The 20,121-nt window shown below is 39.2% G+C and carries 22 protein-coding genes; 15 read left to right on the top strand and 7 right to left on the bottom strand.

Annotated features, from left to right (window positions below; all coding sequences use genetic code 11):
• Positions 1-2 precede the first annotated feature (2 nt).
• The gene (locus ACFGVR_RS21375) at positions 3-3,827 is read right to left on the bottom strand and encodes a 1-acyl-sn-glycerol-3-phosphate acyltransferase (protein WP_448699601.1); all 3,825 of its coding nucleotides are present in this window, start codon (positions 3,825-3,827) and stop codon (positions 3-5) included.
• Between the two features lie 13 nt (positions 3,828-3,840).
• Positions 3,841-5,037 (bottom strand): DUF2062 domain-containing protein, encoded by a 1,197-nt coding sequence (locus ACFGVR_RS21370; protein ID WP_448699600.1) that lies wholly within the window; start codon positions 5,035-5,037, stop codon positions 3,841-3,843.
• Between the two features lie 450 nt (positions 5,038-5,487).
• Between ACFGVR_RS21370 and fabG the strand changes: the two genes are divergently transcribed.
• The 15 genes from fabG (at position 5,488) to ACFGVR_RS21295 (ending at position 16,544) form a co-directional block, all read left to right on the top strand.
• Positions 5,488-6,216, top strand: a complete 729-nt coding sequence (gene fabG, locus ACFGVR_RS21365; protein ID WP_448699598.1) for a 3-oxoacyl-ACP reductase FabG — start codon at positions 5,488-5,490, stop codon at positions 6,214-6,216.
• Positions 6,217-6,378: 162 nt separating this feature from the next.
• Positions 6,379-7,599: a beta-ketoacyl-[acyl-carrier-protein] synthase family protein gene (locus ACFGVR_RS21360; RefSeq protein WP_448699597.1), complete on the top strand. Its 1,221-nt coding sequence runs from the start codon at positions 6,379-6,381 to the stop codon at positions 7,597-7,599.
• 14 nt (positions 7,600-7,613) lie between these two features.
• Positions 7,614-7,871 carry a phosphopantetheine-binding protein gene (locus ACFGVR_RS21355; RefSeq protein WP_448699596.1) on the top strand — a complete coding sequence of 86 codons (258 nt, stop codon included), beginning with the start codon at positions 7,614-7,616 and terminating at the stop codon, positions 7,869-7,871.
• Positions 7,871-8,749 (top strand): LpxL/LpxP family acyltransferase, encoded by an 879-nt coding sequence (locus ACFGVR_RS21350; RefSeq protein ID WP_448699595.1) that lies wholly within the window; start codon positions 7,871-7,873, stop codon positions 8,747-8,749. Before ACFGVR_RS21355 ends, ACFGVR_RS21350 begins: the two co-directional genes overlap by 1 nt.
• A 16-nt stretch (positions 8,750-8,765) precedes the next feature.
• On the top strand, positions 8,766-9,179 hold the full coding sequence (locus ACFGVR_RS21345) for a 3-hydroxyacyl-ACP dehydratase (RefSeq protein WP_448699594.1): 414 nt from the start codon (positions 8,766-8,768) through the stop codon (positions 9,177-9,179).
• A gap of 37 nt (positions 9,180-9,216) precedes the next feature.
• Positions 9,217-9,840, top strand: a complete 624-nt coding sequence (locus tag ACFGVR_RS21340; RefSeq protein ID WP_448699592.1) for a hypothetical protein — start codon at positions 9,217-9,219, stop codon at positions 9,838-9,840.
• A 46-nt stretch (positions 9,841-9,886) separates the two neighbouring features.
• Positions 9,887-10,312, top strand: a complete 426-nt coding sequence (locus tag ACFGVR_RS21335; RefSeq protein ID WP_448699591.1) for an acyl-CoA thioesterase — start codon at positions 9,887-9,889, stop codon at positions 10,310-10,312.
• 100 nt (positions 10,313-10,412) lie between these two features.
• Positions 10,413-11,657, top strand: coding sequence for an NAD(P)/FAD-dependent oxidoreductase (locus ACFGVR_RS21330; protein WP_448699590.1), 1,245 nt, complete (start codon positions 10,413-10,415; stop codon positions 11,655-11,657).
• 14 nt (positions 11,658-11,671) lie between these two features.
• Positions 11,672-11,929 (top strand): phosphopantetheine-binding protein, encoded by a 258-nt coding sequence (locus tag ACFGVR_RS21325; protein WP_448699589.1) that lies wholly within the window; start codon positions 11,672-11,674, stop codon positions 11,927-11,929.
• A complete protein-coding gene (locus tag ACFGVR_RS21320) occupies positions 11,926-13,122 on the top strand; it encodes a beta-ketoacyl-[acyl-carrier-protein] synthase family protein (protein WP_448699588.1) in 1,197 nt (398 codons plus the stop codon). The genes ACFGVR_RS21325 and ACFGVR_RS21320 overlap by 4 nt, the downstream gene beginning before the upstream one ends.
• A gap of 3 nt (positions 13,123-13,125) precedes the next feature.
• Positions 13,126-14,190, top strand: a complete 1,065-nt coding sequence (locus ACFGVR_RS21315) for a beta-ketoacyl synthase chain length factor (RefSeq protein ID WP_448699586.1) — start codon at positions 13,126-13,128, stop codon at positions 14,188-14,190.
• Positions 14,184-14,945: a polysaccharide deacetylase family protein gene (locus ACFGVR_RS21310; protein ID WP_448699585.1), complete on the top strand. Its 762-nt coding sequence runs from the start codon at positions 14,184-14,186 to the stop codon at positions 14,943-14,945. The genes ACFGVR_RS21315 and ACFGVR_RS21310 overlap by 7 nt, the downstream gene beginning before the upstream one ends.
• Positions 14,938-15,573: a LolA family protein gene (locus ACFGVR_RS21305; protein WP_448699584.1), complete on the top strand. Its 636-nt coding sequence runs from the start codon at positions 14,938-14,940 to the stop codon at positions 15,571-15,573. The genes ACFGVR_RS21310 and ACFGVR_RS21305 overlap by 8 nt, the downstream gene beginning before the upstream one ends.
• Entirely contained in the window at positions 15,551-16,186 is a 636-nt protein-coding gene (locus tag ACFGVR_RS21300) for a hypothetical protein (RefSeq protein WP_448699582.1), read from the top strand. Before ACFGVR_RS21305 ends, ACFGVR_RS21300 begins: the two co-directional genes overlap by 23 nt.
• Positions 16,173-16,544 carry an ApeI family dehydratase gene (locus ACFGVR_RS21295; RefSeq protein WP_448699581.1) on the top strand — a complete coding sequence of 124 codons (372 nt, stop codon included), beginning with the start codon at positions 16,173-16,175 and terminating at the stop codon, positions 16,542-16,544. Before ACFGVR_RS21300 ends, ACFGVR_RS21295 begins: the two co-directional genes overlap by 14 nt.
• A gap of 5 nt (positions 16,545-16,549) precedes the next feature.
• Here the strand turns inward: ACFGVR_RS21295 and ACFGVR_RS21290 are convergent, their stop codons facing one another.
• The 5 genes from ACFGVR_RS21290 to ACFGVR_RS21270 are packed head-to-tail and all read right to left on the bottom strand — an operon-like array spanning position 16,550 to position 20,045.
• A complete protein-coding gene (locus tag ACFGVR_RS21290; RefSeq protein ID WP_448699580.1) occupies positions 16,550-17,215 on the bottom strand; it encodes a 4'-phosphopantetheinyl transferase family protein in 666 nt (221 codons plus the stop codon).
• Entirely contained in the window at positions 17,212-17,469 is a 258-nt protein-coding gene (locus ACFGVR_RS21285) for an acyl carrier protein (protein WP_448699579.1), read from the bottom strand. The genes ACFGVR_RS21290 and ACFGVR_RS21285 overlap by 4 nt, the downstream gene beginning before the upstream one ends.
• Positions 17,462-18,748: a beta-ketoacyl-[acyl-carrier-protein] synthase family protein gene (locus ACFGVR_RS21280; protein ID WP_448699578.1), complete on the bottom strand. Its 1,287-nt coding sequence runs from the start codon at positions 18,746-18,748 to the stop codon at positions 17,462-17,464. The genes ACFGVR_RS21285 and ACFGVR_RS21280 overlap by 8 nt, the downstream gene beginning before the upstream one ends.
• Positions 18,745-19,218, bottom strand: coding sequence for a 3-hydroxyacyl-ACP dehydratase FabZ family protein (locus tag ACFGVR_RS21275; protein ID WP_448699576.1), 474 nt, complete (start codon positions 19,216-19,218; stop codon positions 18,745-18,747). The genes ACFGVR_RS21280 and ACFGVR_RS21275 overlap by 4 nt, the downstream gene beginning before the upstream one ends.
• 11 nt (positions 19,219-19,229) lie before the next feature.
• Positions 19,230-20,045: an SDR family oxidoreductase gene (locus ACFGVR_RS21270; protein ID WP_448699575.1), complete on the bottom strand. Its 816-nt coding sequence runs from the start codon at positions 20,043-20,045 to the stop codon at positions 19,230-19,232.
• Between the last annotated feature and the right edge of the window lie 76 nt (positions 20,046-20,121).

The raw sequence follows: 20,121 nt of genomic DNA, 5'->3' as shown, positions 1-20,121 counted from the left end.
TATTAATTCAGTTCTTCTTTTTTTATTATAAAAACACTGCCAGGTACCTGTTTCGGTTCGGCTATTAATGTACAACTCATACTATAAGCCGTTGCCATATCTTTAACCAGCTGACCGGCGAGATGGGGCAAAGCATCCGAAACCGTTTCTTTAAATATATTGTCCCTGTTTTTTTGGCTTAAATTTTTATCGCCAACTCTTATAATAAGCAATCCGCCCGGGTGCAGATTATTCATGCATTTTTCAATTAGTGCCTGTTGTTGCGTTGGTTGCAGTTTATGCAATATATTGGCTATTATTATAGCATCATAAATTTCAAAAGTAAACTCAAATGCATCTGCTAAAATAAAATTTATTTTGTCATCCTTACTAAAGCAAGTATTGGCGGTCTCAATTTTATCCTCATCGCTGTCTATAGCCGTAAAATAGCGTTCTTTACGTGCAAAGTGTAGCATATAGGCCATAAAACCGTACCCGCAACCTATATGCAGTACTTTACCCTTTTCGGGGATAAGGTTATGGAAAAACTGATAGTTTTTTTCGAGCCTTAGCTTAAGCCGTAATTGCCATTCGAGCAAAGGGCCTTTATACAGGTAATTGTATATCAACTGTTCCTTATAATAGCCCGGTTGTTCAATTTCCCTGCATAACTGTTTATACTCATCTTTAAAATACCGGCTTACCTGTTTAGTTTTCTCACTATAACCCGTCCCTAAATGCGTGTCGGTCTGCCTTATCCTCGGCAGGTATTTGATGGTTATTTTGCCGTCCTTTAATAAAAAGTCGCCTTTGGTCATGGTATACCCTGTGCCATGTAGTACTATCGGTAAAATATCGATATTTAACTGTTCGGCAAGGTAAAATGCCCCTTTGTGAAAACGCTTCATCTCCCCATCTACGGTCCTTGTGCCTTCGGGGAAGATCACTACCGAGTAGCCTTGCTTCACCCTGTCGGCCAAAAGTTCAATACTGTTTTCGGCGCCGTTGGCTACGGGGTAAAAATCGGCCATACGGGCAACTGCCCCAAATACCGGCGAATTCCACACCCAATTATTTGTTAACAGTATAAGCTTTGGGTAAAGCATCACTGTTGACAATATATCTAAAAACGATTGATGGTTACAGATAATAACCGCAGGCTCGGCAAAATTGGCGTATTGTTTATTAATGATCTCTTTTTTTACATTCATCATGATGTACACCATTGACCCGGCAAATTTGGACAGTATGTAGTGGTAAACGTATTTACCTTTTTCTTTGTTAAAGGGGTTTAGCTTAAATAAAAAGCCCAGGACAGTTAAAATAATGCAACCGGTAACAAAATAACAAAAGGCAAAAACGCTTTTTAAAAGGTTGGTGAAGGTAAATGGAAATTGCTTTTTTGCCGTACGGTTACGCACCAGTATGTTAAATAAAAACGGTATTAATATTTGCGCCATAATAACCACGCAGCAAATACCTATTATAGAAATAAAGGCTATTGATTTTAATGCCGGATGCTTTGCAAACACCAATACTCCCAAACCGGTTACGGTGGTAATAGCCGAAAGAAAAATGGATGTTTTATACGACGATAATATTTGTTTGCCTGTTTTATATTCCTGCAGTAGGCCATCCATAATGTAGAGACTATAATCGTCGCCAAGGCCGAATATCAAGGCCGAAATGATAATGTTAACAATGTTAAACTCGATGCCAAATATCCCCATCAGGCCAATTATCCATATCCACGATATAAACATGGGTATAAACGAAACCATGGTAAGCTCTATGCGCCCATAAGTTAACAACAATACAATAAGCACCAGCGTTGATGACATTACCGCTATTTTGGTAAAGTCCGAATTGATGATCTGCACCAGTTTATTGGTGATGTATTGCTTGTCAACAACGGTTACATTGGGGTTATCTTTAAACGTATTATAAGCTTTTAATTTGTTTTGCGGCGTAGTTTGCACCAGGGTAACTACGGTTGCGTGGCCTGGTTTTTCGTTTATAAAATCGTCAAGAAAACTTCGCCTTATGGCAGCCATGTTTTCTTTATCGGCTATGTCAAATTTTTTGTTCAGCAAATTTTTAAACTGATCGAAAGCTGTGGGTTTAAAGCCCATGCCCAATCCCTGTTGCTCAAGCGTGGCAAATAGTTTTTGTTTTTTTTCGGGCGTCCAGTATTGCTGCCAGCGGTAAATTCTTGCCTTTTGTAACGAATCGGAGATAATGACCGATGAAACCCCCGAATATTTGATGACGATATTTTGATCTTTCAGTACATCTATTTGTTTCGATAATCTTTCGGTGCTCACCAAAGCTTCGTCAAGCGTTTTGCCTTCGGTAACTAGGTAAAGCGATTTTAGCGAAAATTTATTTATCTTATTCAGTTTGGCTTCGGCTTGTTTTAATTTGGGCGACATATAATTCATACCGGCAAGGTCAAACTCGAATGTTACAAAGTTGGCTGTGTAGCCAAAAACTACGGTAAGTGCAATAATGGCTATAACAATAAACTTGTTATACTCAGCGTTATAAGACGCCATTTTGTCTATCCAGTTAAACTGGATTATTTTATGGTCTTTTTCTTCTTTTTTAGTGGTGATAAACTGCGGCAAAAAAACCAGCGAGCATAGTGACGCACCTATTAAACTAAAAGCGGCAAACAAACCCAGGTCTTTCAGTATTTCCGACTGTACAAACTCCAGACAAAAAAAGCCTCCTATGGTAGTAAAGCTGCCCACGGTTAACGGTAACATCAAGTCTTTAATTACCTGCTCAACACTTTTGGTATGCCGGTAATGATTAAAAACGTGCAGCGAATAATTAACAGCTATGCCCAACACCACCGAACCTGTCCCTAAAGCAATAACCGATAAGCTGCCTTTGAGAAAATAAATTATTGTTAAAGAGAAAAGAGCTCCAAACAAAACCGGGATAAGGATAATTAACGGGGCACTTTTTTTACGGAAATATAAACCCAAAAATAAAACCAGCACAACTATAGTAATGGTAAGCGTAAGGTTGGTATCGCGGCGTAATTGCAGGCCGTTAGCTGCATAACCAGCGGCGGCACCAAAATAACTGGCATCTACGTTTTTAAAATCTTTGCTGCTTAAATCGCTGAATATGCTGTCAATCCCGTTTAAAAAAGGAGCGTTTTTAGCAACATTGTTAGGGGGGTAAGCAGGGGTAATAAACAGTAAAATGGTTTTATGATCCTGGGTTATTACATAATCGTTATACAGTTCAAAGTTTTTGTCGTATTGCAGTTGTTGTAGTTTTTTTAAGCCGATGAACGACAGGCCCACCGGATCATTACTGATTATCTTTTTCAAAGCTAAACCTGCCGGCGATGAAAGTGTACGAATATCTGATTGCAGTGTTTCTTTAACCTTTGCCGGGGTTATCAGGGTATCAATAGTTAAGTAATCCTTATCTTCCAAATAAATGGGCAGGCGCTGGTTTATAGTTTCAAATAGTTTTAAAACCAGGTTATCGTCAATCTTAAAATTCGCTTTTTTAATATACGCTGCATATTTATCCTGTACACGAGTGCCAAATTCATCGGCAAAGGCTACAAGGCTGTCGGGGTTTTGGCGCGTGGTATCTTTTAACGATACCATAATAACCAGCTTTTCAATAAACTTGGAGTTTTGAAATATCTCGTTAACCTTATCTATCTTTTTATCTTTTGGGATAATCTTCGAAATATCTTCCTCAAATTTTACCTGTAAAGCAAAGTAGGTGATAAAGACAAAAATGCCCACAAAAACGATATAAAATATATTCCGGTTTTTTGCGAAGTAGGCGTAAATGGCAAGAAGACTTTTTTCCATGTAGTATATCAGCTCAAAAAACAGGAGCGGCTTTTCTATTAAATAATTTGAGCAAAATAAACGCCAATAGGCCGGTTAGTGTACCTGCAATAAGTGCCAATGTTATACTACCGTATATATATTGTTCCATGTGTTGGCCAATTGAGTTTAAAGTTAAATTGGGCATAAAGGCCATATTAACATTGTGGTTACCCATCCAGTATTTGCCTAACTTAAAACTCAAAAAAACAATAAGGGGTATCATGGGAGGGATGCTCACATTTGATGCAACAGCAACCAGGGCTTTATTTAACCTAAAAATATAAGCAATAAATAAACCTACCCACAACTGAAAACCCCATATAGGTAATATCCCCATAAAAACACCAAAGCCAATGGATATGGACTTTAACTGATCGGATTGGTTAAAACTAAAAAGCTGATCTATTAACAGCTGCTTAACTTTTTTTTTTACAAAAAGGGTATGAAAAAAATCGCGCGGTTTAATGTAAGCAAAAGCAATTATTACCAAAAAAGTATTTAAAACACTTACACGGCTAAAATCCTGAAAAGGTCTGAAATGTGATATACGGGTTTCTTTAGGCGCATAGTATACAGTTACCGGTACCGAGCTGATTGCAACACCGCTCCAGGCAGCGCGTACCAACACCTCAATTTCAAATTCGTATTTGCGGGTAATAAAATTAATATCCTTAAGCAAAAGGAGTGGGTACAACCTAAAACCCGATTGCGTATCCGGGCAATCAATATCGGTTTCAACCTTAAACCAAAAATTCGAAAACTTATGCCCAAAACTACTTTTACCGGGTACAGCTGCTTGTTCCATATTGCGCGCGCCAATAATAATGGCATCGCCTGTGTTTTCAAGCTTATCTACAAAAAGCGGCAGATCGGTTGCAAAGTGTTGCCCGTCCGAATCGATGGTTATAGCATATTCATAGTCTTTTGATATAGCGTACGCAAACGCCTTACGCAGCGCCCAGCCTTTGCCCACATTATCGGGGTAGCTTATCAATTGTACAAACGGAAAGGCCTGTACAATTTGCAAGGTATCGTCGGTCGATCCATCGTTTACTACAATAACATGCTGGGTATATTGGGCAACATCGGCAATAATACCGCCAAGTGTGCCTGCATTGTTATAGGTGGGTATTATTACACAAACCTTTAAACGATCAAATTTTTGGTTAATTATTTTTAGATCGTTCATAGGGTACATGGTATCTGCAACGTTTTTTCGTACCAGAATGAGCTCAACATAACAAGTTTAAATTGCCCTGTGGTGGGTTATTTTTTCAATAAGCAAATTTAATCAAGTTTTGATAATTCGGCCTTCATTTGGCTAACTTATTTTATATTTTATTAAATTTTTGAGGTAATTATTACCTTATTTAAACTACTAACTAATGGTTTATATTTTTATATGGCGGTATTTAGCAATATAAGCTACGTAAATTTAAAATATTTACTCTAATTTCGCACAAAATTCCCCTTTTGCGACTTGGTAACTCTCAACGGCCAAACCGGGGCTAATTTTAATACTTTATGTTTACTCGTATGCAAATAATCTTAAATCCGAACAGTCGGCCTTACATACCGGCTTCAATTTAAACCATACAGAGGTTTAATAATCTACAAGTTTTCTTTAAATCGTAAAAATATGAAATGCGCATTAGTTACCGGTGGTTCAAGAGGTATTGGAAAAGCTATATGTTATACCATGGCCCAAATGGGTTATCATGTTATAATTAACTATCGGTCGAATATTGATGAGGCCAATAAAACACTTGCCCATATTGTTGAAACCGGTGGCACCGGCGAGTTACTGCAATTTGATGTTGCCGACAAGAACGATATTAATAACATGTTAGGTACCTGGATTGAAACAAATACCGAAAAATATATTGAAGTATTGGTAAACAACGCCGGAGTTAAAGACGATGTATTAATGATGTGGATGAAAGACGAGCAGTGGGATAATGTACTAAAAACCAGCTTAGATGGTTTTTTTTATGTTACCAGGCTGGTACTAAATGGCATGTTATTAAAAAAATACGGACGTATAGTTAATGTGGTATCCTTATCGGGATTAAAAGGCTTGCCAGGTCAAATAAACTATTCGGCAGCAAAAGCCGGTGTGATTGGGGCTACTAAAGCATTGGCACAGGAGGTTGGCCGTCGCGGCGTTACAGTAAACGCTGTTGCACCAGGATTTATAAAAACCGATATGACCAAAGGCCTTGATGAGAAGGAACTTCAATCGATGATACCCGTTAAACGTTTTGGCACCCCCGAAGAAGTTGCACACGCGGTTGGTTTTTTAGCATCGGCAGGTGCAGCATATATCACCGGCGAAATACTATCGGTTAACGGGGGCTTGTATTCGTAAAACGTGTTTTTTTGATTTGCCGTATAATTCTTTACACAGGCTTAATACTAAATGGCCCGAAATATTAACGCATTATTAATTGAATTCCATTTTGAAGTTTGATGTACTTTTGTATTTTTATCACATTGTTTAATAATAACGTAAGGCAGGGAGTTTTAATAAATGAATAGGGTTGTAATTACAGGTATGGGTATATATTCGTGCATAGGCAAAAACCTTGACGAAGTAAGCAAATCCCTGTACGAAGGTAGATCGGGTATTATATTTGATGCCGAACGAAAGGCATTTGGTTACCGATCGGCTTTGACCGGACATGTTGACCGACCTAATTTAAAGGATATTTTAGACAGGCGCTCGCGTATTATGCTCCCTGAACAGGGTGAGTATGCCTATGTTGCTACGCATGAAGCCTTAGCTAACGCGGGTATTGATGCCAGCTACATTAGCGAACACGAAATAGGTATTTTGTACGGTAACGATAGTTCGGCAAAAGCTGTTATTGACTGCACCGACGTTATCCGTGAGAAAAAAAACACCATGATGATAGGCTCGGGTGCGGTATTTCAAACCATGAACTCGACTGTGACCATGAACCTGGCCACAATATTTAAGCTAAGGGGAATAAATTTTACCATTAGCGCGGCCTGCGCAAGTGGTTCGCACTCTATTGGTCTTGGTTACCATTTTATAAGAACCGGTTTGCAGGAATGCATCATTTGCGGCGGAGCGCAAGAGATAAATCAATACGCAATGGGCAGTTTTGATGCCCTTTCGGCATTTTCTGTTAATGAGGCCGACCCAACCAAAGCCTCAAGGCCGTTTGATCGTAATCGCGATGGGCTTATACCCAGTGGCGGAGCTGCGACGGTTATTTTAGAAAGCCTCGAATCGGCTCAAAAACGAGGTGCTAATATACTTGCCGAAGTAGTAGGTTATGGTTTTTCATCAAATGGGGCACACATTTCAAACCCAACGGTCGAAGGTCCGGTACGGTCGCTTGTTATGGCATTAAAAGATGCCGGCTTGTCCGCTTCAGAAATTGACTACATCAATGCCCACGCAACCTCAACACCTGCCGGCGATGCCAGCGAAGCCAAAGCTATTTTCGAAGTTTTTGGCGCAAGCAACCCGTTGGTTAGCTCAACAAAATCGATGACAGGACACGAGTGCTGGATGGCCGGAGCCAGCGAAATTGTATATTCGATGCTGATGATGCAAAACTCATTTGTAGCCCCTAACATCAATTTTGAAAACCCGGATGAAGATTCGGCGAAACTAAATATTGCAAAAACTTCAGTCGAAAAAGAAATAAATGTATTTTTGTCTAACTCTTTTGGTTTTGGAGGAACAAATTCATCACTAATAATTAAAAAATATACTTAAAGACCCCCCTATTTATGCATAATGAAGAGATCATTGAAAAGATAAACAACTTTTTAGCCGAAGAGTTTGAGATAGATGCAGATAAAATGGTTCCGGATGCTAATTTAAAAGATACTCTTGATCTGGATAGCTTGGATTATATTGATCTTGTTGTAGTAATTGAAAGTAATTTTCCGTTTAAAGTAAAACCCGAAGATTTTATAGGTATAGTAACCTTTCAGGATTTTTATAGTTACGTAATAACTAACAGCAAATTAACTGAGCTTGTGTAATGCCATCCTGGCAAGGAAAATCGAAAGGACAACCTTTAGGCTACCGTATTTTTGTTAGTGTTTTAAAAGTTGGTGGGCTGTTACCGGCGTACCTGTTATTGCGTTTTGTAGCTCTTCATTATTTAGTTTTTTCATTTAAAACCACCTGGTACACTTTTAGTTACTTTCGTAAAAGGCATGGCTATAGCGTATTAAAATCCATTTTAAAAACTTACCGAAATTATAACCTTTTAGGACAGTCGCTTATCGATAAGGTTGCCGTCATGTCGGGCATACCAAACAAACTGACCTTTAATTTTGATGGGATTGAAAACCTGCATGAAATTGCAGCATTAAACAAAGGCGGATTATTGTTAACCTCGCACATCGGTAATTGGGAAGTCGCCAGTCATCTGTTTTACGAAATAGATGCCCGCATCAACATTGTAACTTTCGATGGGGAAGACCAGCGCATTAAAGAATACCTTGAATCGGTAACGGGTAAAAGCAAAGTAAATTATATTATTATTAAGGACGACATGTCGCATATTTTTGCCATAAGCGATGCCTTTTTAAATAATGAACTGGTGTGTATGCCTGCCGACCGCTTTATTGAAGGGAATAAAACCGTAACCGTAAAATTTTTAGGAGCTGATGCAAAATTTCCAATGGGGCCGTTTGTATTGGGCGCACAATTTGGAGTGCCGGTAATATTTGTTTATGGCATGAAAGAGAGCACGTATCATTATCATTTTTTTGCAAATCAACTAAAAGAATATCTATATTTGGATAGGGGGGAAGCAACACAGCAAATGGTTGCCGATTTTGTTGATTATATGGAAAATAAGGTAAAGCAGTACCCCGAACAATGGTATAATTACTATAATTTTTGGCAATAATAAATTGATTATATCATTGCAAAGTATTTTACCCCTCATCCCGCAAAGGCCGCCTTTTGTAATGGTTGACCATTTAACACATTGCGACGAAGTTAGCTCGCGTACAACATTGCAGGTAAAGGCCGAAAATGTGCTTGTTTATAATGGGCATTTAACCGAAGCTGGCTTAACCGAAAATATTGCTCAAACAGCAGCAGCGGGCGTAGGTTATGTTGCACTGCAAAACAATGAGCCCATTTTAACAGGCTACATAGGAGCCGTTAAAGATCTGGAAGTTTATAAATTACCCAGCGTGGGCGATATTTTAGAAACCGAGGTAATTATTGAAAAGCAAATATTTGATGTAACCATAATTAGTGGAACGGTTAAATGTAAAGACCAATTGATAGCGAAATGCGAAATGAAAATTTTTATTCAGAAACTAAATTGATCTAAATATGAAAATTACAACAAAATTAAAATGGATTATGACATTGCTATTTATTGCTGTAAATGGTCAGTCATTGTTGGCACAATCAAAAGCCGACGTTTTTGATCCCAACGTAACTGTTACGTGGTTGGGTGTTGATTACTCGCAAACTAAGTTTATTGGCGCGGCTACCAAATCCGGAGAAGCAGTTATTACTAACGATGTCTTTAGAGATGGTTATACATCCGAGTGGAACCAGCTTTTTATTACCGAGCAAAAAAAATATGATGTGGCCAAAGCCATCGGTCGCAAATCAGTAGAGTACAAAATTGATGTTGCCTTGAATGCCAACCGGGCGCTTACTAAGAAAGACTTTTTTACCAACAACCCAGGCGATTTTCATTTAACAACCGAAGCTACTATTGCCGATGCCGTTAAGAAATACGATTTTATGAACCATGAAGGTATAGGCTTGCTTTTTTTTGTAGATGGAATGAGCAAAGGGACCGCATCAATGGGTATTTGGGTGACTTTTGTGGACATGAAATCAAAGACTGTTTTATACACAACCTATCAAACAGCTAAACCAGGTGGTTTTGGATTTAGAAATTATTGGGCAAAACCATTGTATACTGTTCTAAAAGATATGGAGGATAATTTTAAAAAATGGGCTAAAATGTAATTGATCATTTTTAGATCATCTGATAATATCCGTTTAGTAAGATAAATTGAAAAAAAAGTTAGTAACCACTATAGAGCAAGATGTAAGGTTCAGTGAAGTCGATTCATTGGGAATAGTATGGCATGGACATTATGTGCAATATTTTGAAGACGGGCGTGAGGCCTTCGGTAAAAAATACAACTTGCGTTATCTTGATTTTTATGAACATGGCTACATTACGCCTATCGTAAACATTCAATGCGATTACAAAAAGGTTTTACGATACGGCGACAGGATAATTATCGAAACAACTTATATACCTTGCTTACCTGCGAAAATAAATTTTGAATACCGTTTAATAAATGCTGACACGAAAGAATTAGTAGTAACAGGCTCTACCATGCAGGTTTTTTTAAGCAGTGCCGATTTTGTACTTCAATTAAACAATCCTGAGTTTTTTCAGGAATGGAAGTTGAAAATGGGTATGATGTGATTTTTGTCACAGATAATAAGTGCAAAATGTTTAAGCGCATTTTTGAGATAAAGATGCACGGTACTATTTAATATAGATATAAAATTAATATAGGTATAAAATGAGTGTTGAAAAGGTTGATGTTTTGGTAATTGGAGCAGGGCCCGCAGGCACTGTGGCTGCCTCGATAGTTAATAAGGCTGGTTTTAAAGTTAAAATTGTCGAAAAGCAAAAATTTCCAAGGTTTGTTATTGGCGAAAGCTTATTGCCGCGCTGTATGGAGGCCCTTGACGAAGCCGGCTTTATTGATGCTTTGAAAGAAAAAGGGTTCCAGGAAAAAAACGGAGCCAAATTTGTAAAAAACGGTAAGATATGCGACTATTTTTTTGCAGATCAGTTTTCGTCGGGCTGGAACTGGACATGGCAGGTACCCCGCGCCGAATTTGATAAAACTTTAGCCGATACTGTCGAAAAAATGGGCGTACCCGTTTGTTATGAAACCACCGTTACCGGTATTACATTTAACGGCTCTGACTCGGTAACCGTTGTTGAGGATATTGATGGAAACAAAACAGAGATAGCGGCCAGATTTATAATTGATGGCAGCGGTTATGGCCGCGTTATCCCGCAGTTATTTAACCTTGATAAACCATCTAATTTGCCCTCCCGAAAGGCACTGTTTACCCATACCCTGGATGTTAAGCGCATAATGGATGAGGAGCCTAACCGTATTACAATTATTGTACATAAACCTGGAGTTTGGATATGGGTAATTCCGTTTTCAACCGGCGTTACCTCAGTTGGCTTTGTTGGCGACCCGGAGTTTTTTGCCCAATATGAGGGGACTAACGAACAGATATTGCGCCAGTTGATTTCAACACAGCCCTACCTGGCCGAACGGTTGAATGGTGTTGAATATGTTTTTGAGCCCAGAGTGCTACAGTCGTGGTCAACCACAACCGATACATTTTATGGTGAAGGTTTTGTACTTACGGGTAATGTAACCGAGTTTTTAGATCCCATCTTTTCATCGGGTGTTACATTGGCAACCGTATCAAGCCAAAACGCAGCACATTTGGTAATACGTAAATTAAAAGGCGAAGACGTTGACTGGGAAGATTATACTAAGCAGCTATTGCAAGGTGTTAATACTTTTCGCTCATACGTAATGGCCTGGTATGATGGTACACTCGATACCATATTTTTTAGCGAAGAGCAAAATCTTCCTATTAAAAAAATGATCTGCTCGGTTTTGGCAGGTTATGTATGGGATACCACTAACCCTTTTGTGAAAGATCACGAAATTATAATAAAGAGATTAGCCCGCACAATTGAATTGGGCCTGCTGGCCGATGAAGAGATATAGATTTAAATAGAATAATGGATAAATTAATAGCCGAATTAAAACAGCAAATAGCCGAACAGTTAAAATTAAAAAATATTAAAGCCGAAGATATAGGCGATGACGAGCCGCTGTTTGGAGATAAATTAGGCCTCGACTCTTTAGATGTGTTAGAACTGATAGTATTGCTGAAACAAAAATATAAACTGCGGGTAACTAATGCAGGCGATGGACACAAAGTATTCCAATCGGTACGTACCATGGCCGAATATATAACTGCAAACCACGTGAAATGAGTGCTGTTTTTGTTGCCGGTGCAGGGGTAATTTCCGGAATCGGCACTAATGTATCCCAATGTCTTGCTTCGCTAAAAAGGGGTGAAACAGGTATTGGCAATATCAGGCACCTTCAAACTAATCACCGCGATGTCTATCCTGCGTCGGAGGTTAAGTTAACTAATGATGAGCTTGCCGCGTTTTCGGGGTTTTCGCCTTCCACAAGCCGCAATGTTATGCTAAGTATGGTAGCGGCCCGCGAAGCGTGGGATGATTCGGGTATTGCGAACATCCCCAACCTGCGCATAGGTTTTGTTTCGGCAACCACGGTAGGGGGTATGGATAAAACCGAAGAGTTTATTATTGATTTTATGGCCGATCAGCGCAAGGGAAGGCTTCGCGACCTGGCCTACCACGAATGTGGCAACGTTACCGCAATTGTTGCCGAAAAGTTAGGCATTAAGCACCATGTAAGTACGGTTAGTACAGCCTGCACATCATCAGCTAATGCTGTAATGTACGGTGCACGTTTAATAAAACACAACATACTTGATGCCGTAGTTGCAGGCGGTACTGATGCCATTACACGCTTTACACTTAACGGGTTTAGTACCCTGATGATACTGGATGAACAATATTGCCAGCCATTTGACGAAAACCGACGCGGCCTTAATATAGGCGAAGGCGCGGGTTATATAGTGCTGGTTTCCGCGCGGGTATCATCATTATTAAAAAAGCATCCTTACTGCTCGCTATCAGGTTATTACAATGCTAACGATGCTTACCACCAAACTGCATCATCGCCCGATGGCGACGGCCCCTATAGGGCAATGGCCGGTGCGTTAAAAATGAGCGGCTTGCAGCCAAATGATATTGGCTACATTAACCTGCATGGTACAGGTACACAAAACAATGATAGCTCGGAAGGTACAGCTATAATGCGTTTGTTTGCCCCGCATTTTCCCAAAATGAGTTCAACCAAAGCATTTACCGGTCATACTTTGGGGGCCAGTTCGGCTATCGAGGGGGTGTTTTCGGCTTTGGCTGTACAGCAGGGTATTGTTTATCCTAATCTGCGTTTACAAACTCCGATTGCCGATTTTCCATTTGTGCCCGAAACTACTTTTTCAGAATATCCCGAACTTAAACACGTGTTATCCAACTCTGTAGGGTTTGGAGGTAATTGTTCATCACTCATATTTTCAAAACTATAAGCGATGAAAACTTATATCAGGTCGGCAGCAAGCATATCACCGCAAAACACATTTAATAACGCCCAGTTTTTAGATCAGCTTGCCACATACAATGGTAATCGTTTAAACAGCATTGAGCCTGATTACAACGAAATAATACCTCAAAAGCTTATCCGCAGGATGAGCCGTATCATTAAAATGAGCGTGGCAAGCGCTTTAACAAGTTTAAATAACGCGGGTATAACCGTACCCGATGCTATAGTCACCGGTACCGCTTATGGCTGCCTGGAAGATACCGGTATTTTTTTAAGCCAAATAGTTGAGCATAATGAAGAACCTATTACCCCTACGGCCTTTGTGCAATCAACACACAATACCATAGGTGCACAGATTGCGCTCATTATAAAATGCAATCATTACAATAATACATTTGTAAGCGGTGGCGTGTCTTTTGAGAGTGCCTTACTTGATGCAATGATGCTTTTAAGTGAAAATGAAATGGCCAATGTATTGGTAGGCGGCATGGATGAGATAACTGATGTTAGCCATATCATATTAAACCGCACAGGCCTGTATAAGCGCAACCCGGTATCGAATATCAGTTTATTTAACTTAAACACCAAAGGCACTATTGGCGGCGAAGGCGCTGCATTTTTTGTATTGGCCACTACTCCGGACGAAAATAATCTTGCCTGCCTTGATGCTGTTGGTACTTTTTACAAACCAACTGATATCAACCAAACCGTACAACATATTCTATCCTTTTTAGCTCAACATGCAACAGATTTGAACGATATTGACCTGGTTATCACCGGCGATAATGGCGACAAAAAAAATGATGAAATATACGCTCAGCTACGGTCGTCGGTATTTAAAAGCGCCCCGGTGGTTAAATATAAAAACCTATGCGGCGAGTATCCCACATCAACCGCTTTTGCCACCTGGCTCGCTGCAAATATCATTAAAACCAATAGCATCCCCGCGGTATTAAGCTTAAACGGAAAAGTAAAAAACAATTTAAACAAAGTGCTTATTTACAACAACTATCAAAATATTTACCATTCGTTAATTCTAATGTCGGCATGTTAAATTTCAAAAACGTTAACATACTTTTTATCTGTTTGCTTGGCGTGGGTATTTGGGCCGGCATGCCTATTTATGCTGATGTTGTTTTATTGGCAATATATTTAAGTTTGTTATTTTATGGCTGCTACTATGTTGGTTCCAACTACTTTATCCCAGTTATTTGCTCGGTAAAAACAAATGAAAAAATAATAGCCCTGAGTTTTGACGATGGACCGGATGCCATAAATACCCCTCAAATTTTGGCTATGTTAAAAGCAAGTGATGTTAAAGCTGCTTTTTTTTGCATCGGCAATAAAATTGCGGATAACAAACAGGTGCTAAAGCAAATTGATGATGAGGGACATATTATTGCTAATCATAGTTTTTCTCATCATTTTTGGTTCGATTTATTTTCTACAAAAAAAATGACCGGCGATTTACTGATGATGAGCGAAGCTATGAGCAATGCAATTGGTAAAGCACCAAAATTATTCAGGCCGCCTTATGGCGTTACCAATCCTAATGTTAAAAACGCTATTAATAACTGTAACTATACACCAATAGGCTGGAGTGTACGCTCAATGGATACGGTAATAAAACAGCCCGAAAAGTTGTTAAGCAACATGGTTAGTAAAATTAAGCCTGGCGCTGTTTTTTTATTTCACGATACCAGTAACACAACATTAGCCATGCTTCCGGAGTTTATACAACATATTAAAGCGAAGGGCTATCAAATTGTCAGGCTCGATAAAATGCTAAATTTACAAGCTTATGCGTAAAATAATTTTTATTTTTTTTGTACTCATTTTGGGATTTACGGCCAAAGCCCAGACTGGGGGCTACACCACAGTTACCGATCTGGCTAATTTTAAACAACAGTTTATAGCTATTGCAACTAAAACCGAAACCATTAAAAGTGATTTTGTACAGGAAAAAAATCTGAGTATGCTTTCGGAGAAGATCACATCGAAGGGAAAATTTTGGTTTAAAAAAAACAGTATGCTGCGCATGGAGTTTAATAAACCGTTTGAGTACCTGATGATACTTAACAATGATAAGATGTACGTAAAAGATGGTGGAAAAGAGAGTAAGGTTTCGGTTAAATCAAACAAAATATTTCAGCAGATAGACAGGATAATTGTTGATTGCGTACAGGGCGCTGTTTTTAATAATCCCGATTTTATTGCCCGCGCGTACGAAAACAAGGGTAATTATAAGGTGGAGCTAACCCCGGTATCAAAAACCTTAAAAGAGTTTTTTAAAAACATTGATGTGGTTGTTGATAAAAAGAACTACGAAGTAACCACTATAGAAATGAATGAAAACTCGGGTGATAGCACTGTATTGCATTTTATAAATAAAGAATTAAATACCGTTATTCCAGATGCGCTATTTGCTATTAGGTAGTTGCCTTTTTTTACTCTTTGGCTGTACCGCGGTCTATAAAGATCTGCAACCTGCAAGTGGCGATATTACGGCAATTAAAAAATTTAGTCCCAATTTTGATGTGGCCTTGTATAAGGCACAAACGGATATTGTAGGGCACCATTTAAGTGGTTTGTTACTCATTAAAAAATTGCAGGACAGCAGTATCCGCATAGTGTTTTCGAACGAGGTAGGCTTTAAATTTTTCGATTTTGAGTACCGTGCCGATGGGGGCTTTAAAGTGTACTATATTATAAAACAAATGGACAACGGTCCGGTAATAAAAACATTAAAAAAAGATTTTGAGTTGTTACTGATAGATAAGCAAGATATAAAAGCAGCACATTTAAGTAAAGACGACAACAACCTATATTACATTTTTAAAAAGCAAAAAGGCTTTTTTTGTTATGTAACCAATAAGAATGGTGCCGAATTAGAGCGAATGGAAATATCATCGCCGCACAAGCCAATTGTATTGGCTATTATGAAAAACTATAAAAATGGCGTACCAGATACTATAGGCATTACCCATAAAAACTTTAATTTTACGATAGAATTAAAACGGATAGAACGACAGGTAGATGCTACAGAATGACCTTTTTACTTTTACGGATTTACAATTTGACGGCGATATTATAAAAACAGATATTAAGCTTAACCCCCTGCATGTAATATTTGAAGGTCATTTTCCAGAGCAGCCTATTTTGCCAGGCGTATGTATGATGCAAATGGCGAAGGAAGTAGCAGAGGCTTATATCGATAAACAGCTAAAATTGATAAAGGCAAGCGAGCTTAAGTTTTTGGTGATTATTGTGCCAGAGCAAGATAAAGTATTGCGGATGGAGTTAAAAATAATGCCCGAAAATGAACAGATGAGAATAAATGCACGGCTATTTGATAACGACACCGTACTTTTTAAAATGAAAGGCATATTTGCCGAAAAGGATCAATAACTACATCAACCTAGGTCATCCAATATAAAAGAATAGCCAACAAAACGGCCATCATGCGCAAGCGAAGCCGGAATATGCAGATCCCGTTCGTGTTTAAATATAAATGGGTACCCAACGGGGCTTTTTTCTATCCGTAAGGTGCCAAAAAACTTACTTAATTTATTCAGCAAAAAATCCCTGACTTCTGTCGACCGGGACTCATTATCCACATCGTTAATAGTTTTTACTCCCCAGTAAACGTTTTCAAAACTTTCGGTGTCATTAACTACCGTAGTTATCCAGTCGGTAGTAATTATTGAGCGGAAATAAAGAGTGTGCGCCGCATAAGTAACTTTACCGGTGTAAAATTCGCGGCTAAAGGTTTTGCTTTCACATTCAAACAAGGTATGATCTTTTTCCAGATGGCCTTCTGCAGGGGCTGTAGTTTGAACGATGATATTTACCGGCGAAAATATTAATTGAGGTTCAAGCCTTTTTAAGTATTTGTATGCCGATTCTTTTACAGACCATAACAGCCAAACATAGTATTCAAAGCTTAAGCTGGTAAGCCGGGATGATTGATACAGTTGCTGCTCGGAAACCGAAAGGATTTTTGAATAAAAATTAAACCGGTTGGTTCTTAATTTATTTACGGATCCTAATGCTACTATATCATTGCCGGTACTTTTCAAGCGGACTGATTTAGTTTATCGTATATTATATCAATACAACTGCCAATTATGTGCATTTTCTCTGCCGAATCGAAATCTATTTCGATATTGTACTGCGATTCGGCATCAATAATGATGTCTACCAGGTTAGCAGAGTTGATCTTTAAATCCCGTATCAGGTCAGTCTCTTCGGTAATACTATCCAGTAACTGCTTGTTTTCAGTATAAGGGGCTATTACTTTTTTCAATTCGGTTAAGATAGTTTTTCTATCCATTGTTATTATATTTATTATATTTTGAAATTATCAGGCACGTATTAATGTCGCCAAAGCCAAAATTAGCTTTTGCAACGATATTAATCTCTTTTTTAATCAAAGTTGTTGGCAAATTGTTTAAAGTTACCATATCTACTATCTCCGGTGCAGGGTCTTCGAGGTTAATATTAGGGTGTACAAACTGATGCTCTATTTGTAAAACAGACGCCACAGTTTCAATCGATCCGGCAGCACTAAGGCAATGCCCTATCATTGATTTTAACGAGTTCACCATCGGAAAGTTTTCGCCGGTCCTATCCAGCGCATTTACCCAGTTATTTATCTCCAGTTTATCGGCTATGGTAGCCGTTAAATGCCCGCTTACCAGATCAATATCATTTCCGCTGATATTAGCTTCGGCCAAAGCTTGTTTTATACACGTTATAACACCGTTGGCGCCGGGAGCCGTCATAGTGCCGCCGGCCCGCTGCCCTCCCGAATTATTGTAACCGCCTAATATTTCGGCGTAAATGCGTGCACCACGCGCCAACGCATAGTCAAGGTCTTCTATCACCAAAGCACCTGCGCCCGAGCCTGGCACAAAACCACCTGCCGATGAGCTCATTGGCCGTGAGGCCTTTTGGGCTTCATGGTTAAATTTACGTGATAAAACACGCATCGAATCGAACGCGCCAAATATATAAGCATCAACATGCTCGCTGCTGCCTACAATCATGCGTTTGGCCATGCCGTATTTAATATACTCGTATCCCATTAATATAGCTTGCGTACCCGTAGCACAGGCCGATGAGTTACTGATTATTTTATTACCCAAACCCAAGCGGCCCGAAATATATGCAGTAACACTGCTATTCATTATTTGTTCTACCACCCGCGATCCTAATTTTCGCGATTCGTGCGCATCTACTCGGGTTATAGCATTTTTTATAATGTCGGTGTCTGCTACGCTGCTGCCAAAAATGCAACCCGTATCCCAAAGTGTTTCTTCGTTGGCTATGGTATTACCGGCATCCATCCAGGCATCAAGGGCAGCTTTTATTCCAAATGCTATACCCTTGCCCTTTAAACCATACAAGCTTGTTTCCGTTAAGTAGTTTTTAAGGCAATCCCACTCAAAAGCAGGTTCGCCGCTTACCTGGCAATTAAATTTAAGTTCTTCGTAATACGGCATAAATTTAATGCCCGATATACCGTTTTGTATGGCATGTAAAAAATCCGGAATGTTCATTCCGTTTGGCGATAGCACACCTAATCCCGTTATTACTACGCGTCTGTTCATTTATCTGTGTGCCTTAAATGTGCATTTTTAATGATACCCGAAAATGTCCCTTTTGCGACCAATTCTGTTGCTTCATCGTGCATTTCAACTAAACATTTTAACTTACCGAAGCGAAAGTATTGTTTTTTAGATGTTACGACAACCTTTTGGCCAGGTAACACCATTTTAAAAAACGATACTTCGGTTGAGGTTAATAACGGAATCGAGCCTTCGTTCATTTCAACTCCCGGCTCGTGTGCATTGTTGAGCATTAAATATACTCCCAGTACCACTAAACCTATTTGCGCCATAATTTCGGTAATAATTACACCAGGGGTAACCGGGTTACCTATAAAATGATCTTCGTAAAAAAAGGCTTCTTTTTTTAATGTATGATTGCCTGTTACGCCATCAGCATTTAATGAAGTTATGTTATCAACAAACAAAAACGACGATTTGTAAGGCAAATAAGGTATAATGTAATTATGCATCTTGCTTATAATTAAAGACAATGCTCGCCACCGTCAACATGTATTACTGCGCCGTTTATCCACGAGGCCTCATCAGTACAAAGTAAATAAATTGCATTGGCAACATCGGCAGGTTGAGTTATACGGCCCAGCGGATTACGCTCTGTTGCAAACTGTACCAGTTTTTCGCTACCTGGTATTTTATTTAACGATGGCGTTTGTGTTATACCGGCCTGTATCAAATTAGTTTTTAAACCTTGTTTACCAAACTCAACGGCCATATAGGTAGCCAGGCTTTCGAGCGAGGCCTTGGCAATCGATACTGCGGCGTAACCATCCCAATATTTGTGGGCTCCATCGCTGGTAAGGCCAACGATGCGGGCGTCGGGAGCAAAAGCATCGGCTTTTAAAAGGCCGCGTACCCAATCGAGCATACTGGTGGCCATGGCGTAGCTTGTATATTGAATATCATTTACCGAAAGCACGTTGTGTGCATCGGCAGGTAGTTCTTCCGAAAAGAGGGGCTTTAAATTACCTCTTGATATGGAGTGTAATAACAACTTAACCTTATGCTTTTTATTATCGTCCGCAACAAAGCGGTCGATAAATGAGCCACGTGCCTCGCCATCTAACGCGTTAATGTTAAACAATTGGATGGTCACCTCGTGTTTAGCGGCTAATGCCGCGAATATTTGTTTTATCGATCTTTCGGTACCTGCGCTCTCCCGATATAAAACAGCGATGTTCATACCATGCGAGGCTAATTTTTCGGCTGCAGCCAAACCCAAACCACTTGAACCACCTAATATAATGGCCCACAAACTCGAAAATTGCGTTGTATTATGCACTTAAAAACTTTTACGGGTATACAATAGTTTACTGTTCAAAATTTAATAACCTTGAATGGATATTGAATTTAACAAT

This window comes from Mucilaginibacter aureus (genome assembly GCF_053514885.1).
Note: the sequence above shows the minus strand (reverse complement) of the source record. Positions and strands in the feature narration are given on the sequence as shown.

Coding starts and splice junctions, on each gene's coding strand:
- ACFGVR_RS21375 (WP_448699601.1), bottom strand. CDS start 3,827: ATGGAAAAAAGTCTTCTTGCCATTTACGCCTACTTCGCAAAAAACCGG.
- ACFGVR_RS21370 (WP_448699600.1), bottom strand. CDS start 5,037: ATGAACGATCTAAAAATAATTAACCAAAAATTTGATCGTTTAAAGGTT.
- fabG (WP_448699598.1), top strand. CDS start 5,488: ATGAAATGCGCATTAGTTACCGGTGGTTCAAGAGGTATTGGAAAAGCT.
- ACFGVR_RS21360 (WP_448699597.1), top strand. CDS start 6,379: ATGAATAGGGTTGTAATTACAGGTATGGGTATATATTCGTGCATAGGC.
- ACFGVR_RS21355 (WP_448699596.1), top strand. CDS start 7,614: ATGCATAATGAAGAGATCATTGAAAAGATAAACAACTTTTTAGCCGAA.
- ACFGVR_RS21350 (WP_448699595.1), top strand. CDS start 7,871: ATGCCATCCTGGCAAGGAAAATCGAAAGGACAACCTTTAGGCTACCGT.
- ACFGVR_RS21340 (WP_448699592.1), top strand. CDS start 9,217: ATGACATTGCTATTTATTGCTGTAAATGGTCAGTCATTGTTGGCACAA.
- ACFGVR_RS21330 (WP_448699590.1), top strand. CDS start 10,413: ATGAGTGTTGAAAAGGTTGATGTTTTGGTAATTGGAGCAGGGCCCGCA.
- ACFGVR_RS21325 (WP_448699589.1), top strand. CDS start 11,672: ATGGATAAATTAATAGCCGAATTAAAACAGCAAATAGCCGAACAGTTA.
- ACFGVR_RS21320 (WP_448699588.1), top strand. CDS start 11,926: ATGAGTGCTGTTTTTGTTGCCGGTGCAGGGGTAATTTCCGGAATCGGC.
- ACFGVR_RS21315 (WP_448699586.1), top strand. CDS start 13,126: ATGAAAACTTATATCAGGTCGGCAGCAAGCATATCACCGCAAAACACA.
- ACFGVR_RS21310 (WP_448699585.1), top strand. CDS start 14,184: ATGTTAAATTTCAAAAACGTTAACATACTTTTTATCTGTTTGCTTGGC.
- ACFGVR_RS21305 (WP_448699584.1), top strand. CDS start 14,938: ATGCGTAAAATAATTTTTATTTTTTTTGTACTCATTTTGGGATTTACG.
- ACFGVR_RS21300 (WP_448699582.1), top strand. CDS start 15,551: ATGCGCTATTTGCTATTAGGTAGTTGCCTTTTTTTACTCTTTGGCTGT.
- ACFGVR_RS21295 (WP_448699581.1), top strand. CDS start 16,173: ATGCTACAGAATGACCTTTTTACTTTTACGGATTTACAATTTGACGGC.
- ACFGVR_RS21285 (WP_448699579.1), bottom strand. CDS start 17,469: ATGGATAGAAAAACTATCTTAACCGAATTGAAAAAAGTAATAGCCCCT.
- ACFGVR_RS21280 (WP_448699578.1), bottom strand. CDS start 18,748: ATGAACAGACGCGTAGTAATAACGGGATTAGGTGTGCTATCGCCAAAC.
- ACFGVR_RS21275 (WP_448699576.1), bottom strand. CDS start 19,218: ATGCATAATTACATTATACCTTATTTGCCTTACAAATCGTCGTTTTTG.